The 16094-nt window shown below is 68.6% G+C and carries 13 protein-coding genes and 1 pseudogene; 2 read left to right on the top strand and 12 right to left on the bottom strand.

What is annotated here, in order from left to right:
* Positions 1–188: 188 nt before the first annotated feature.
* Positions 189–920 (top strand): OmpW family outer membrane protein, encoded by a 732-nt coding sequence (locus WT16_RS15715; RefSeq protein WP_006029324.1) that lies wholly within the window; start codon positions 189–191, stop codon positions 918–920.
* Between the two features lie 145 nt (positions 921–1065).
* On the opposite strand, the gene ugpQ is transcribed toward WT16_RS15715, so the two are convergent.
* The 12 genes and pseudogenes from ugpQ to WT16_RS15775 form a co-directional block, all read right to left on the bottom strand.
* Positions 1066–1827: a glycerophosphodiester phosphodiesterase gene (gene ugpQ, locus WT16_RS15720; protein ID WP_015601435.1), complete on the bottom strand. Its 762-nt coding sequence runs from the start codon at positions 1825–1827 to the stop codon at positions 1066–1068.
* A gap of 45 nt (positions 1828–1872) precedes the next feature.
* Positions 1873–2955, bottom strand: coding sequence for a sn-glycerol-3-phosphate import ATP-binding protein UgpC (locus WT16_RS15725; protein ID WP_015601095.1), 1083 nt, complete (start codon positions 2953–2955; stop codon positions 1873–1875).
* A 25-nt stretch (positions 2956–2980) separates the two neighbouring features.
* Entirely contained in the window at positions 2981–3826 is an 846-nt protein-coding gene (gene ugpE / locus WT16_RS15730) for a sn-glycerol-3-phosphate ABC transporter permease UgpE (RefSeq protein WP_006029321.1), read from the bottom strand.
* Complete coding sequence (gene ugpA / locus WT16_RS15735) at positions 3823–4707, bottom strand: sn-glycerol-3-phosphate ABC transporter permease UgpA (protein ID WP_009913813.1); 885 nt, start codon at positions 4705–4707, stop codon at positions 3823–3825. The genes ugpE and ugpA overlap by 4 nt, the downstream gene beginning before the upstream one ends.
* Before the next feature lie 129 nt (positions 4708–4836).
* Positions 4837–6162 (bottom strand): sn-glycerol-3-phosphate ABC transporter substrate-binding protein UgpB, encoded by a 1326-nt coding sequence (gene ugpB / locus WT16_RS15740; protein ID WP_063533672.1) that lies wholly within the window; start codon positions 6160–6162, stop codon positions 4837–4839.
* 62 nt (positions 6163–6224) lie between these two features.
* Positions 6225–7364, bottom strand: a pseudogene (locus WT16_RS15745) (deoxyguanosinetriphosphate triphosphohydrolase); the annotation flags it as partial.
* A gap of 141 nt (positions 7365–7505) precedes the next feature.
* Positions 7506–8585 (bottom strand): 3-dehydroquinate synthase, encoded by a 1080-nt coding sequence (gene aroB / locus WT16_RS15750; RefSeq protein WP_059929073.1) that lies wholly within the window; start codon positions 8583–8585, stop codon positions 7506–7508.
* Positions 8582–9136: a shikimate kinase gene (locus WT16_RS15755; protein WP_009913817.1), complete on the bottom strand. Its 555-nt coding sequence runs from the start codon at positions 9134–9136 to the stop codon at positions 8582–8584. Before WT16_RS15755 ends, aroB begins: the two co-directional genes overlap by 4 nt.
* Positions 9137–9216: 80 nt before the next feature.
* On the bottom strand, positions 9217–10938 hold the full coding sequence (gene pilQ / locus WT16_RS15760) for a type IV pilus secretin PilQ (RefSeq protein ID WP_197486475.1): 1722 nt from the start codon (positions 10936–10938) through the stop codon (positions 9217–9219).
* Positions 10935–11792, bottom strand: coding sequence for a hypothetical protein (locus tag WT16_RS15765; protein ID WP_063533871.1), 858 nt, complete (start codon positions 11790–11792; stop codon positions 10935–10937). The genes pilQ and WT16_RS15765 overlap by 4 nt, the downstream gene beginning before the upstream one ends.
* A 17-nt stretch (positions 11793–11809) precedes the next feature.
* A complete protein-coding gene (locus tag WT16_RS15770) occupies positions 11810–12490 on the bottom strand; it encodes a hypothetical protein (RefSeq protein WP_063533673.1) in 681 nt (226 codons plus the stop codon).
* A complete protein-coding gene (locus WT16_RS15775) occupies positions 12487–13434 on the bottom strand; it encodes a pilus assembly protein PilM (protein ID WP_006029312.1) in 948 nt (315 codons plus the stop codon). The genes WT16_RS15770 and WT16_RS15775 overlap by 4 nt, the downstream gene beginning before the upstream one ends.
* A 239-nt stretch (positions 13435–13673) precedes the next feature.
* Here WT16_RS15775 and WT16_RS15780 point away from each other — a divergent pair, with 239 nt between their 5' ends.
* Complete coding sequence (locus WT16_RS15780; protein WP_015600166.1) at positions 13674–16058, top strand: penicillin-binding protein 1A; 2385 nt, start codon at positions 13674–13676, stop codon at positions 16056–16058.
* The last annotated feature ends 36 nt before the right edge of the window (positions 16059–16094 follow it).

Below are 16094 nucleotides of genomic sequence, written 5' to 3' on the forward strand. Positions count from 1 at the left end.
GAATGTCCGTTTGATCGCGTTAGGAAATACCCGAAGGCCCGTACAAGTGCATCCGCGCCAAAGCCCGCCGCGGCGCGGGAATACGCACGGTCGTGCGAATTCTAGGGAAAACGTTCTAGCTTACAACTCTGTCCTGTTTGAAACGCCGTAGTCATAATGAGCACGCCTTTAATCGGAGGAGACTAAGGATGAAACAAAAAATGGCCATTACGGGGGCCGCTGCGCTCGCTTTCGCGGCAGCCGCAACGGCAGCGCACGCGCAATCCGCAGGCAGCTTCTACGTGACGAACGGCTGGTTCCATCTCGCCCCACAGGACAGCAGCGATCCGCTCAAGGTCATGAACGTGGGCGGCACGCCGGTCAATCATGAGGTGCCCAACACGGGCGCGGGCATCGACAATGCGGACACCATCGGCTTCGCCGCCGGCTACTTCCTGACGGATCACATCGCCACTGAATTGGTCGCCGGGATCCCGCCAAGGTTCAATCTGAACGGCAAAGGCTCGCTCGAACAGTTCGGCGTGCTCGGTCATGCTTACCAATGGAGCCCGGCGCTCCTCCTCAAGTACTACTTCAATGACGCGAAGGCGAAATTCCGGCCCTACGTCGGCATCGGCGCCTCGTACATCTGGTTCACCGGCGCGAAGATCACGAACACCGCATTCGAGCGCGGCGCGCTCGGCGGCCCGACGAGCGTGACGACCAGCAATCAGTGGGCGCCCGTCATCAACGCGGGCTTCACTTACAACTTCACCGATCACTGGTTCGGCGGGCTGTCGGTGTCGTACATCCCCGTCAGCCTGACGGCCACGCTGACGACGCAGCGCCCAACGCTGATCGGCACGCTCACGCAGACTTCGCAAGCGAAGATCACGCTGAATCCGATCGTGACCTACCTGAACATCGGCTACCGTTTCTAAGCGTAGTCGAATATTTGGGGAATGGTTAATTCCGCTGCAATTTGTAGCGGAATTTTCTTGAGGTTACGAGGTGGCTGTCGCCTCCTGCTCCGGCGGGCTCTCGCCGGAGCGATTTCGTTCGCGCGCGGCGCGCAAAACGCCGGTTTCATCCTTCCCGATCGGCGAAGTCCGCGCCGATCAGGTCGATCCGGTCCGTGCAAATGAGGTCCACGCCCCAATCCGCGAGCTCGCGCGCCCGGGCGGGTTCGTTTACCGTGTACGCAAGAATGCGCAGCCCCGACGCTTTCACGTCGCGCACGAGCGCCTCGTTGAATTGCGCGTGATGCGCGTGCAGCGACACACAGCCGAGCCGCTGCGTCTCCTCCAGCCAGTCCGCCGGAATTTCCTCGTACAGCACCCCGCGCGGCAGCGCCGGCGCGGCCTCGCGCGCCGCGCCGAGCGCCACCGCCGAAAACGACGACAACAGCGGCGGCACGGCGGCGTCGCGCCAAAGCTCGGCCGCCTGAGCCGCGACGACGCGGCCCGTTTCCTCGTCGCGCTCAGGGCACGGCTTGATCTCGACGTTCGCCGCGAGGCCGAGCGCGAGGCAGCGCGCCGCCGCCTGCGCGAGCGTCGGCATCCGCTCGCCCGAGAAGCGCGCGTCGTACCACGCGCCGGCGTCGAGCGCGGCGAGCGCCGCGTAGCGCATGTCGCACGCGGCGCCCGCGCCGTTCGACGTGCGCTCGACCGTGTCGTCGTGCAGCAGGAACGCGACGCCGTCCGCCGACAGCTTCGCGTCGAATTCGACCATCTTGTGCCCGTAGCGCGCGCCCGCATCGAGCGCGGCGAGCGTGTTCTCGGGGGCCAGCGCGCCGCCGCCGCGGTGCGCGACCACGCGCGGATAAGGCCAGGTTCGCAGGATCGTCATCGCAATCTCGTCGGAAACGGTGAGCCGGGGGCTCGGGGATTCGAATCAGCCGGCGCGCTTGCCCGTCGCCGGATCGAAGAAATGCAGATGCTGCGCGGGCAGCGCGACGGGCAGCGTCTCGCCGCGCGACGGGCGCATCGCGTGCGGCAACCGCACCGCGACGTCGCGCGCGCCCCAGCGGCCGTGCGCGAGATTGTCCGCACCGAGCAGCTCGCACGAATCGACGGCGAGCGTCGCGAGCGCCGCGCCGGGCTGCGGCGTCATGTGCTCGGGCCGCACGCCGAGGACCCATTCGCGCCCGGGCGCGATCTCGCGGCCCGCGCCCGCCGCGCCCGCGACCGGCAGCCGGGGGCCGTCGGCGACGTCAAACGTCGCGCCGTCTTCCGACAGCCGCCCGTGCAGCAGGTTCATCGCCGGCGAGCCGATGAAACTCGCGACGAACGTCGTCGCCGGTTTCTCGTACACGTCGACGGGCGCGCCGATCTGCTCCGCATAGCCGCGATTCATCACGATCACGCGCTGCGCGAGCGTCATCGCCTCGATCTGGTCGTGCGTCACGTAGACGCTCGTCGTCGCGAGGCGCGCGTGCAGCCGCTGGATTTCGAGACGCATCTGCACGCGCAGCTTCGCGTCGAGATTCGACAGCGGCTCGTCGAACAGGAACACCGACGGCTCGCGGACGATCGCGCGCCCCATCGCGACGCGCTGCCGCTGGCCGCCCGACAGCTCGCGCGGGCGCCGCGCGAGGAGCGGCCCGAGCTCGAGGATCTGCGCGGCCGCCTGCACGCGCGCGTCGATCAGCGCGCGTTCGACGCCGCGGATCTTGAGCCCGTAGCCCATGTTCTGCGCGACCGTCATGTGCGGATACAGCGCGTAGTTCTGGAACACCATCGCAATGTCGCGATCCTTCGGCTCGAGCGCGTTGACGACCCGCCCGCCGATCGCGATCTCGCCTTCCGTCACCGTCTCGAGGCCGGCGATCATCCGCAGCAGCGTCGATTTCCCGCAGCCCGACGGCCCGACGAGCACGACGAACTCGCCGTCGGCGATGTCGACGTCGATCCCGTGCAGCACGTACTGCGCGCCGTCGTAACTTTTCCTGACGCCCTTCAAGCTCAGCGCGGCCATGCTTGGACTTCCTCCAGGTTGCGTTTCATTTTTCCGAATCGACGAGACCGCGCACGAACCAGCGCTGCATCGCGAGCACGACGACGAGCGGCGGCAGCATCGCGACGAGCGTCGCCGCCATCACGAGATGCCACTCGGTCGCGGCGTCGCCGCTCGCGATCATCGACTTGATGCCGACCACGGCCGTCGTCAGCGACGCGTCGGTCGTGATCAGGATCGGCCAAAGATACTGGTTCCAGCCGTAGATGAACGTGATCACGAAGAGCGCGGCGATGCTCGTCTTCGACAGCGGCAGCACGACGTCCCAGAAGAAGCGCAGCGGCCCCGCGCCGTCGATGCGCGCGGCGTCGACGAGCTCGTCGGGCAGCGTCATGAAGAACTGCCGGAACAGGAAGGTCGCCGTCGCCGACGCGATGAGGGGCAGCGTGAGGCCCGCGTAGCTGTTCGTCAGATGCAGCGTCGACACCACCTGCACGGTCGGGAAGATCCGCACCTCGACGGGCAGCATCAGCGTGACGAAGATCAGCCAGAACGCCGTATTGCGCAACGGAAAGCGGAAATAGACGATCGCGTACGCGGACAGGATCGACACCGCGATCTTGCCCGCCGCGATCACGAGCGCCATCACGATGCTGTTGACGAGCAGCGTGCCGAACGGCGTCGTCATCCCGCCGCTGCCGCGCCGCCAGATCGCGGCGACGTTCTCGACGAGATGCGTGCTCGGCACGAGCGACAGCGGCACCGTGAACACTTCGCGCGCGTTCATCGTCGCCGCGCAGAACCCGACGTACACAGGAAACACGATGACCGCGATGCCCGCGATCAGCACCGCGTGGCAGAACAGGTCGAAACCCTTGCGATTCTCGATCATGCGTATTGCACCCTGCGCTCGACGAAGCGGAACTGGACGACCGTCAGCGCGACGACGATCACCATCAGCACGACCGATTGCGCGCCCGAACTGCCGATGTCGAGCCCCTGGAAGCCTTCCGCATAGATCTTGTAGATCAGCGTCTTCGTGCTTTGGCCGGGGCCGCCCGCGGTTGCGGCGTCGATCACCGGGAACGTGTCGAAGAACGCGTAGACGAGATTGACGACGAGCAGGAAGAAGCTCGTCGGTGACAAAAGCGGCAGCGCGATGTGAAAGAAGCGTCGCACGGGGCCCGCGCCGTCGATCGCGGCCGCCTCGATCAGCGAACGCGGAATCGCCTGCAGTCCTGCGTAAAAGAACAGGAAGTTGTAGCTGACCTGCTTCCACACCGACGCGATCACGACGAGCAGCAGCGCCTCGCCGCCGTTGAGCGCGTGATTCCAGACGATGCCGAAGCGCGCGAGCGCATACGTGATCACGCCGATGCTCGGATTGAACAGGAACGCCCACAGCACCGCGGCGATCGTCGGCGCGACCGCGTACGGCCAGATGAGGAGCGTGCGGTACGCGCGAGCGCCGCGGATCACGCGGTCGGCGCACGCGGCGAGCAGCAGCGACACGGCGAGCCCGCAGACGGTCACGCTCGCGCTGAACACGAGCGTCGTCCTGAACGAATCGATGTAGAGCGGATCGGCAAACAGACGCGTGAAATTCGCGAAGCCGACGAACTCGCTCGACGTGCCGAACGCGTCCTGCATTTGCGTCGACTGCCAGAGCGCGACGCCCGCCGGCCAGAGAAAGAAGATCGCGGTGATCGCGAGCTGCGGCGCGACGAGCAGGTACGGCAACGCGCTCGCGCCGAAACGGGGATGGGGTGTCATCGGCAGGATTCCGAACGGATGGACGTCAGACGAATGTGCCGGGCGCGGCTGCCGGCGCGACCCGTTCTCGCGCGCGGTTTCGCGAGCGAACGGGCGGCGCCGGCGAGAACGCGCGCCGGTGGCGCAAGCTCAGCCGCCCGACTTCTCGAAGCGGCGCAGCAACTCGTCGCCGCGCGCGGCGGCGGAATCGAGCGCCGCCTTCGGCGTCTTCTTCTGCGCCCACACCTGCTCGAGCTCCTCGTCGACGATCGTGCGGATCTGCGGCATGTTGCCGAGCCGCAGCCCCTTCGTGTACGGCAGCGGCGGCTTGTTCATCATCTGCTTGATCGCCGTGTCCGTGCCCGGATGCTTCGCGTAGAAGCCCTGCTCGCGCGCGAGATCATACGCGGCCGTCGTCACCGGCAGATAGCCCGTGTCCTCGTGCCACTTCGCGGCGACCGCGGGCGAGCTCAGATACGCGAGGAACTTCGCGACGCCCTTGTACGTGCCCGGGTCCTTGCCCGCGAGCACCCACAGGCTCGCGCCGCCGATGATCGCGTTCTGCGGCGCGCCCTTCACGCTCGCGTCGTAGGGCATCATCCCGGTGCCGAAGTCGAACTTCGCATACTTGTGGATCGTCGCGAGCGCGCCCGACGACGTCGTCATGATCGCGCAGTCGCCGCTGTAGAACTTCGCGGTCGCCTCGTCCTTGCGGCCGACATATGTGAACGTGCCGTCCTTCGCCATGTCCTGCAGGAACCGGATGTGCGCGATCTGCTGCGGCTTGTTGAAGTCGAGCGTCGCGTCGGCGCCGTCGAAGCCGTTGTTGCGCGTCGCGAACGGCAGGCCATGCCACGCACTGTAGTTCTCGAGCTGAATCCAGCCCTGCCAGCCCGTCGTGTAGCCGCACGCGTAACCCGCCTTCTTCAGCTTTTCCGCGTCGGCCTTCACGTCGGCCCACGTCTTCGGCGGCTGGTCCGGATCGAGGCCCGCCTTCCTGAACGCGTCCTTGTTGTAATACAGCACGGGCGTCGAGCTATTGAACGGCATCGACACGAGGCGGCCCGTCTTCGCGTCGCTGTAGTAGCTCGCGATCGTCGGCACGAACGCCTTCTCGTCGAGCGGCACGCCCGCCTGGCGGAACACGTCGGACACGGGCAGCACCGCCTTCTTCGCCTGCATCATCGTGGCCGTGCCCACTTCGTACACCTGCAGGATCGCCGGCGCGTCGCCGCTGCGGTACGCGGCGATGCCCGCCGCGAGCGCCTGGTCGTAGGTGCCCTTGAAGACCGGCACGATCTTGTAGTCGCTTTGCGACGCGTTGAACTGCGCGGCGATCTCGTTCACGCGCTCGCCGAGCGCCGCCTCCATCGCATGCCAGAACTGGATCTCGGTGGCGGCGCACGCCGCCTGCTGCGCGCCGAACCAAAGCGCGCCCCCGAACGCGAGCGAGCGAACCAGCGTCTTGTATTTCATCGACCCCTCTCCTTTTCTCCTCGGTCCGGGCAACACGCGCCGAACGCGGCAAGCCGGACAGTCTAGTTTTCGTCCATGACAAACAAGCGTTGATACTCTTTCAGTGCGAAGCGATCGGTCATGCCGGCGATGTAGTGCGCGACGAGGCGCGGCTGGTGCGCGACGTCCGCCGCCTGATAGTCGGGCGGCAGCAGGCGCGGGTCGCTCGTGAACGCGTTGAAGAGGCCGGCGACGACCCGCTGCGCCTTGCTCGCCATCCGCATCACGCGGTAGTGGCGGTACAGGTTCTTGAACAGGAAGCGCTTGAGCGCCGCCGCCTGCGCGGCGATCGGCTCGCCATGCGCAACGAGGGGCGGCGCCGCGCGCACGTCGTCGAGCGACGCCGGCGCGTGGCGCGCGAGATTGCGCGTCGTCGCGTCGATCAGATCGACGATCAGCGTGTTGATGATCCGGCGCACCGTCTCGTGCACGAGACGGCGACCTTCGAGATGCGGATACTCGGCGAGCGCGGCCTCGTAATGGCGCTGCCACAGCTCGACCTCGGCGAGCTGCTCGATCGTGATGAGGCCCGAGCGCAGGCCGTCGTCGACGTCGTGATTGTTGTATGCGATTTCGTCCGCGATGTTCGCGAGTTGCGCCTCGAGCGACGGCTGGCGGCCCTGCAGGAATCGCTCGCCGAGCTCGCCGAGCTTGCGCGCGTTCTCGCGCGAGCAGTGCTTGAGGATGCCTTCGCGCGTCTCGAAGCACAGGTTCAGCCCGTTGAACGCGCCGTAATGCTCCTCGAGCTCGTCGACGACGGCAAGGCTCTGCAGGTTGTGCTCGAAGCCGCCGTAGTCGCGCATGCACGCGTTGAGCGCATCCTGCCCCGCATGGCCGAACGGCGTATGGCCGAGATCGTGCGCGAGCGAGATCGCTTCGACGAGGTCTTCGTTCAGGCGCAGGTTGCGCGCGACGGACCGGGCGATCTGCGCGACTTCGAGGCTGTGCGTGAGACGCGTGCGGAACAGGTCGCCCTCGTGGTTCACGAAGACCTGCGTCTTGTATTCGAGGCGCCTGAATGCGGTGGAATGCACGATGCGGTCGCGATCGCGCTGGAATTCGGTGCGCGCCGCGGGCGGCGGCTCGGGATGGCGCCGGCCGCGCGATTGCGACGCGTGCGCCGCGTACGGCGCGAGATGCGCTTCGAGCGCGGCGGTGGTCGGCGCGGGGGCGGGGATCGCCTGCTCGCCGCCCGCGCGCGCGGGTCGCGCGTCGCGGGTTTCACGCGGGATGCTGCCGCCGGGTATTTCGCTCACCGTGTCGTGTCCTCCACGTCAATTGCGCCGGATCGGCCCGTATCGCGCTTACCGGATGGTTGCCGCCAGTGTTGCGAAGACGGCGTCGTCCGGCGCCGGGGTCATGATCGTCTCGCCGAAGCGCTTGAGCAGTATGAACTTGATCGCGCCCGCCTCGGCCTTCTTGTCGACGCGCATCAGCTCGACGTAGCGCGCATCGCCGAGATCCGGCGCGCGCGTCGGCAGGCGCGCGGCCTCGACGACGCGGCGCAGCCGCGCGCGCGACGCTTCGTCGAGATGGCCGACGCGCACCGACAGATCGGCCGCCATCACCATTCCGCAGCCGACCGCCTCGCCGTGCAGCCACTCGCCGTAGCCGAGCCCCGCCTCGATCGCGTGCCCGAACGTATGGCCGAAATTGAGGATCGCGCGCAGGCCGCCCTCGCGCTCGTCCGCCGCGACGACGCCCGCCTTGATCTCGCACGAGCGCTTGACCGCATGCGCGAGCGCATCGGGATCGCGGCGGTTCAGCGCGCCGACGTTCGCTTCGATCCAGTCGAAGAATGCGGCGTCGGCGATCGCGCCCGTCTTGATGATCTCGGCGACGCCCGCGGCAAGCTCGCGATCGGGCAGCGTCGACAGCGCGGCGATGTCGGCGATCACCGCCTGCGGCTGATAGAACGCGCCGATCATGTTCTTGCCGAGCGGGTGGTTGATGCCCGTCTTGCCGCCGACCGACGAATCGACCTGCGACAAGAGCGTCGTCGGCACCTGGATGAACGGCACGCCGCGCATGTAGCATGCGGCCGCGAAGCCCGTCATGTCGCCGATCACGCCGCCGCCCAGCGCGACGAGCGTCGTCTTGCGATCGGCGTGCTGCTCGAGCAGGCCGTCGAAGATCAGATTGAGGGTTTCCCAGTTCTTGTACGCTTCTCCGTCGGGCAGGACGACGGTCGACACGCGCTTGCCGAGCGGCGCGAGCGCCGCGCGCAGCGTGTCGCCGTAGAGCGGATCGACGGTGGCGTTCGTGACGATCGTGACGGACGCGCCGGCGATGTGCGGCGCGAAAAGCTCGGTGCGCCCGATCAGACCGGCGCCGATGTGGATCGGATAGGCGCGCTCGCCCAGGTCGACATTGACGGTAATCATGCTTGTAGTGGCTTGGCGACGATGCCCGCCATTTCGAGCTGCATCAGCACCATGTTGACGAGCCCGTTGACGGACGGCCGCCCGGTTTCGATGACGAAGTGCGCGCATTCGCGGTAGAGCGGATCGCGCGCGTCGTACAGCGCCTCGAGCTTGGCTTTCGGATCGTCGGTTTGCAACAACGGGCGGTTCTTGTCCTTGCGGGTGCGCAGCCAGAGATCGTGCGGATTCGCGCGCAGATAGACGACAAGGCCGCGTTCGTGAAGCAGCTTGCGATTCTCGGGGCGCAGGATCGCGCCGCCGCCCGTCGCGAGCACGACGTTCTCGCGTTGCGTAAGCTCGGCGATCATCTGCGCCTCGCGGTCGCGGAAGCCGGACTCGCCCTCGAGTTCGAAGATGACTGGAATGCGCGCGCCGGTGCGCGCCTCGATCTCGTGATCCGAATCGAAGAAGGGTCTGTCGAGCCGGCGCGCGACCGCCCGGCCCACGGTGGTCTTACCCGCCCCCATGAGCCCGACGAAAATTACGTTCACGTGTGGGTCCCGCGCTTGCAACGGCTTCCTCTGCTTCAATGAGTGTGTCGCGCAGCTTACTGGCAAAGCGCCCGCCTTGTCGAGCCTGGCTCCCACGGGGTTCAGGGCCCGATCACGACGGTCGGCGTGATGTACACGACGAGCTCGCTGCGCTGCGCGCGCTGCGCACGATGCCTGAAAAGCGCGCCCAACACCGGTATTTTGCCCAAGAGCGGCACCCGAGTCACATCGTCGCGGTCGTCGCTCTCGAAAATCCCGCCGATCGACACCGTTCCGCCGTTTTCGACCTCGACGCGCGTCTGCACATGCTTCGTATGGATCGCGGGGCCGGATGCGGTTTCCTCGCCGACGCTGTCCTTCGCGATGTCGAGATCGAGGATCACGCGCCCGTCGGGCGTGATCTGCGGCTCGACTTCGAGCTTCAAGGTCGCGCGCCGGAACTGGACACCCGATACGCCGTTGCCGACCTTCGCCTGATACGGCAGCTCGGCGCCCTGCTCGACGATCGCCTTGGTCCGGTCGGCCGTCACGACGCGCGGGCTCGATACGATCTGGCCCCGGCCCTGAGTCTCGAGCGCGCTCAGTTCGACATCGAGCAAGCGGCTCGCACGCGCGGCAAACAGCGTGAGACCGGCCGTCGCCGCGTCGAAGCCGCCGATCGGCCTTGCGGTGAGGTCGGCCAGCGTGCCGTTGCGGCCCGCGACGATGCCCGTCGCGCGGTCGCCCGCGTCGGGCGCGCGCAGCGCGAGACGCGCGCCGAGATTGCGCGAGAATCCGCGATCGCCCTCGACGATCCGCGCTTCGATCAACACCTGCCGCGACGGCGTGTCGAGCTTGCCGATCAGATCGGCGATCTGCGCGAGACGCCCGGACAGATCGGTGACGAACAGCAGATTCGTCCGAGGATCGGCGAGCACCGAGCCGCGCTTCGACAGGATCCGCTGGCCGGCCGAGCCTGCGAGCAGGCGCTGCACGTCGGCTGCGCGCGCGTAGCGGAGCACGAAGCTGCGGCTCGCGAGCGGCTCGAGCTGAGCGGCGCGCGCGTGCGCATCGAAACGCTGGCGCTCGCGTTCGGCGAGTTCCGCGACGGGCGCGACCCATATCACGCTGCCGCGCCGCGCCATCGCGAGGCCGTGGGCGTCCAGCAGCGCATCGAACGCACTGCGCCAGGGCACATTGTTCAGACGCAACGACACCGTGCCGCGCACCCGCTCGCTGACCACTATATTGAGGCCGGTGAAGCGAGCGAATGCATCGAAGACCGCTGCGAGGCTCGCCTGTTGCAGATTGAGGGAGATCGCGCGGTCGTCGCCGGATTCGGCTGCGGCCTCGGTTTTGGCACCGGCGTTGGCGTTGGCCGCCGTGACTTCAGTATCCGGCCGCGGCGCACGATGCTCGTCGCTCATGCGTTGCCCCGGCGAGAGCGGGACGGGCGGCCCCTCCAGTGCCGCATCCTCCGCTTGCAGCGGCGCCGATGCCGCTCCGCTCGACGTTCCGGCGTCGGCCGACGCCGAATCGGACGGCTCCGCCGCCCCGACTGCCGGCAGGCGTTCGTGCGCGGCGTCGCCGGCGAATCCATCCGCCAGTGCACCGTCGCCGCCCGCATCCGGCGGCGACGCTCCGGCAACCGAGCCACGCTCGAAATCGATTCGCCACCGCGACGCAACCGCCTCGGGCAACGGCGCGCGCCCCGCCGCACCGACCGAAGCGGACGTCGACCAACCGGCGGGCGCGCCCGCGGGCAACGGCGGCAGCGACGCGACCGCCTCGCCCGATGCTGCGATCGCGCAGCCCAGCATGAATCGAACGAATCCGCGCATCATCCTGTCGCCCCGCCCACGGTCATCAGGCGACGCCCGCCGCCATGTGTCGCGAGCGTCACGCCGCCCGCCCGGATTCGGGCGATGCGCGCGCCGTCGACCATCTGCCCCGGCGCAACCGACCACGCATCGCTGCCGCGCTCGAACAGCGCGAGCCCGCTGCGCCGGTCGCGCATCACGCCAACGAGCCGCGCGGCGTCGGCCGCATCGTCGATTGCCAGCATCGGCATCGCGGAGAAAGGATCGGCGACAGGCACTTCGCGCCCGCCGGCGCGCCGCTGCCCATCGGGCTCGCCTCCGGGTAACGCCGGCCAGACGTCGAGCCGGGCGTCCAGCATGGTCGCGCCGTCGTCGCGCTTGACGCTCGATGTTGCCGGCACCACGAGCGCAGGCAACGCAGCGAGCCCGGACAGGAAGCGGCATAGCGCATCGAAGTCGCCTTCCGCACTGAAGGCGAACGCGTAGACGGCGCCATCGTCGCGCCGCTCGCCCGCGCGTTCGCCTTCTAGCCGTTCGAGCTTGCGCACCCGCAGCCCGCTCGCGCCCGCGTGGCCGGCAAGCCGCATCGCGAAATCGGAGGGCGTCTGCCGCTCGGCCAGCGAGCGTCCAGCGCCCGCCCGCGACGCCGGCCGACTGGACGGCGCGGCAAGGAGCAGCCGTGCGCGCGCCTCGCGCGATGCGACCGCTTCGAGCGCCGTCCGGCTTCGCTCGACGCCGCCCCAGTCGGCGTCGCGGCCCGCATACACGCCGCAGACGAACACGCCGCACGCGAGCGCCGCGCGTGCCGCGGCTCGCCAGCCGGCGCCCGATGCGCGGCACGAATCGGCCCATCGTGCCCACACGCGCCAACCTGCCATTCGTTCGACCGACATGTTCACGCGCCCTCCCGCACAGCCGCCGGCGCGCGCGCCGCCACGCTCGCGACGCGGCCCCGGTCGCCGGCGGGCCAACGAATCCGCACCGTGAACGAGAGCGACCGGCCGCCACCCGCCTCTCGCCCCCACGAAGTCCGCGCGGCCTGCAAACCCGCGACCTCCATCGTCCAGCCGCGCTGCGCGGCATCGAGATCGCGCAGCCATCGCTCGGCCGATGCCGGATCGAGCGCGCTCGCTTCGAGCAACGCATCGCGCCCGTCGCAGCGGATCGACCGCAGCCGCACGCCGTCGTAGCGCAGTTGCCGCAGTGCGTCGAACAGATCGACTGTCCGCTGGCGCGGCCCGGCGCGCTCGGCGGCCAGCGCCGCGCGTTCGCGCTCGGCGTCGCGCAGCCGCGCGGCCTGCTCCGCGGCTTTCAGTTGCGGCGCCCACGCGGCGAGCCGGCGCTCCATCAGCGCACGCTGGGCATCGAAGCGTGCACGCTCGAACGTGCGCCCGATACGCCAAAGCGCGACGCCCGCGAACCCCGCGCAAGCGGCGGCCGCCAGTTCGCCGAGGACGCGCCGCCGCGCCCGGCGCGCGTCGCGCGCGCGGTACGGCAACAGATTGAAGCCGCCAAGCCAGGCGCGCAGGAGCCGCGCGTCGCGCGGCGACGCGCCGCTCGCGACGCCGGGCGTCATTCGAACACCCCGCGCAGCGCAAGCCCGAACGCGACCGCGAAACCCGGCGAATGGGCGAACCCGTCGTCGACCGCGCCGAGCGGACCGCACGCCGCGCATTCGAACGGCAATACGATGCAGCCGAGAAGATCGCCGACGTCGGCAAGCGAAATCTGCGCGCCGCCCAACCATTCCGGGTCGCCCGCGACGAACGCGCAGCGCGGCGCGCCAGCCCGCGCAAGCTCGCGCAGCGCGTCGGCAAGATCTGCGTGCTCGGGCGCCGGATAGCGAATCTGCGCGGCAACCGCATCGGCCGACACGAGCCAGCCGTGCACGCCGCTCTCGCCGATCCAGACGCCGAGATACGGCTCGCCGCCGTCGACCTCGCGCGCGGCGACATGGCGTATCGCCCGCAAGGCGGCGGGCGGCTCGCCGTCGATCGCGACGAGTTCGACGCCCGCCGCCGCAGCCGCCTCGATCCGCACGTCGAGATGCACGTGCGCCGCAGTCGCAAACGCAACCTCCGGCGAAGCGCCCGCGTCGTTCACGCACCAGTCGACTGCGAGCGCATCCCGCGCGAGCCCGGTCAGCCGCTCGGCCGCCGCTCGCACCGCGGGCTCGACGGCTGCCGCGGCGTCCGCCCGCTGCCACGCGAGCGTCGCGGTCGAGAACGCGCCTTCCGGCAGCGCCATCACGCCCGCCATCGTCCACCGCGCAAACCCCGCCGGCCGCACCTGCGGCGCGCGGCCAAGCGCCGCCGTCATCGCGGCCGCCACGGCTGCCCAGTCGGCGTCGGCCGGCTCGTCGAACGCGCCGGCCGGCAAAGGCTCCGCGTCGAGCGCCTCGAGCCGGACCGTGCCGCCCCGGATGCGCCGGCTCAGCACCGCGATCCGCACCGCGCGCCGGTTCACGTCGATCCCCGCCGCGAAGCGCCGGCCGACCGACCACCACGAACGTCCTTGCATCTCAGTCCTCCATCAGCGCGCCTCCCGTCGAGGCACGATATGGAGCCCATTTTGCGAAGCCGGCCAGCGCGCCGGGAGTCTGCCGAACGGCCAACGCGTGCGCCGCCGGGCCGCCGGCGCGCTACAGTAAGTCATCGGCGCGCCGCCCGGCCGGGACGCGCCGGTTCCCGCCCGGAACCCTTCCGGAGTCCGGCAAAACCGGGCGGCTATAATCGCGGGACTGTTTTTCTGGTGTGTCTATGCAATCTACGAATCCTACGTCCCCGCCCGAGCCGCGCCGCCGCCCGCTGTGGCAGAAGCTCGTGCTCGGCGTAGCAGGCGTGTGCGTGGCGCTCGCAGTCTGCGCCGGGCTCGTGCTCGGCTACGCGCTCGTCGTCGCGTCGCCGAACATGCCGTCGCTCGACGCGCTGACCGACTACCGCCCGAAGGTGCCGCTGCGCATCTACACGGCCGATCACGTGCTGATCGGCGAATTCGGCGAGGAACGCCGGGACATCGTCCGCTTGCAGGACGTGCCCGATTCGCTGAAGAAAGCGGTGCTCGCGATCGAGGACGCGCGCTTCTACGAACACGGCGGCGTCGACCTGACGGGCATCATCCGCGCCGGCATCGTCGCGCTGACGAACGGCCACGCAACTCAGGGCGCGAGCACGATCACGATGCAGGTCGCGCGCAATTTCTTCCTGTCGAGCGAGAAGACGTACACGCGCAAGATCTACGAGATGCTGCTCGCGTACCGGATCGAGCGCGCGCTCACGAAAGATCAGATTCTCGAGGTCTACATGAATCAGATCTACCTGGGTCAGCGCGCTTACGGCTTCGCCGCCGCCGCGCATGCGTACTTCAACAAGGATCTGAAGGACATCACGCTCGCCGAGGCCGCGATGCTCGCGGGGCTGCCGAAAGCGCCGTCCGCGTACAACCCGGTCGCGAATCCGAAGCGCGCGAAGGTCCGGCAGCAATATATCCTGCAGCGGATGCTCGAGCTGAACTTCATCACGCGCGAGCAGTACGACGAGGCGCTCGCCGAGCCGCTCGTCGTCAAGAGCCCGAGCCGCGAATACAGCGTGCACGCGGAATACGTCGCCGAAATGGTGCGGCAAATGATGTATGCGCAGTACAAGGACGAGGCTTACACGCGCGGGCTGAACGTCGTCACGACGATCGATTCCGCGGACCAGACGCTCGCGTACCGCGCGCTGCGCAAGGGCCTGATGACGTACGACCGACGCCACGGCTATCGCGGCCCCGAAGGTTTCATCGAACTGCCCGCGAACGAAGACGACCGCGAGCAGGCGATCGACGACGCGCTCGTCGATCATCCGGACAACGGCGAGCTGATCGCGGCCGTCGTCACCGAAGCGAGCGCGCGCCAGATCCGCGTCGTGTTCCCGAACGGCAGCGACGCGACGGTGAGCGGCGACGATCTGCGGTTCGCCGCGAGCTCGCTGTCCGCGAACGCGCAGCCGAACAAGCGGATCCGCCCCGGCGCGATCGTGCGCGTGTTCAGGAACGATGACGGCTCATGGGCGATCGGGCAACTGCCGCAAATCGAAGGCGCGTTCATTTCGATCGTCCCGCAGGACGGCGCGATCCGCTCGCTGATCGGCGGCTTCGATTTCAACAAGAACAAGTTCAACCACGTGACACAGGCGTGGCGGCAGCCGGGCTCGTCGTTCAAGCCGTTCATCTATTCGGCGTCGCTCGACAAGGGGCTCGGCCCCGCGACGATCATCAACGACGGCCCGCTCTACTTCAGCGCCGCCGAAACGGGCGGCCAGCCGTGGGAGCCGAAAAACTACGGCGGCGGCTTCGAGGGCCCGATGTCGATGCGCGTCGCGCTGCAGCGCTCGCGCAACCTGGTGTCGATCCGCATCCTGAACCACATCGGCCCGAAATACGCGCAGCAATACATCACGCGCTTCGGCTTCGACGCGGACCGCCATCCGGCCTATCTGCCGATGGCGCTCGGCGCGGGCCTCGTCACGCCGCTGCAGATGGCGGGCGCGTTCTCGGTGTTCGCGAACGGCGGCTACCGGATCAATCCGTATCTGATCGCCGAAGTGACCGATCCGAGCGGCAACATCGTCGCGCGCGCGCAGCCGCTCGTCGCCGAGCAGAACGCGCCGCGCGCGATCGACGCGCGCAACGCGTATGTGATGAACAGCCTGTTGCAGAGCGTCGCGCAGCGCGGCACGGGCGCGCGCTCGAACGTGCTGAAACGCACCGATCTCGCCGGCAAGACCGGCACGACGAACGACTCGCGCGACGCGTGGTTCGGCGGCTATCAGCACACGCTCGCGGCGATCGCGTGGATCGGCTACGACAGCCCGCGCAGCCTCGGCGATCGAGAAACCGGCGGCGGCCTCGCGCTGCCCGTGTGGATCGACTACATGGGGCCCGCGCTCAAGAACGTGCAGGAATACAAGATGCCGGCGCCCGACGGCGTCACCACGCTCGGCGGCGAGTTGTACTTCGACCAGTTCACGCCGGGCCGCGGCTTCGTCTCGGCAGTCGGCGTGAACCTGCCGGCCGCGCCGCCCGCCTCCGCAAGCGCCGTGCCCGGGCACGTCGACGAGCAGGAAAAGCAGGACATCATGAATCTGTTCCGCGGCGGCAACTGAGCGTCGTTCGTGTAAAAGACAAAAGCGGCCTTCCGG

This window comes from Burkholderia sp. MSMB1589WGS, from assembly GCF_001636105.1.
In the GTDB taxonomy this organism is placed as follows: Bacteria; Pseudomonadota; Gammaproteobacteria; order Burkholderiales; family Burkholderiaceae; genus Burkholderia; species Burkholderia humptydooensis.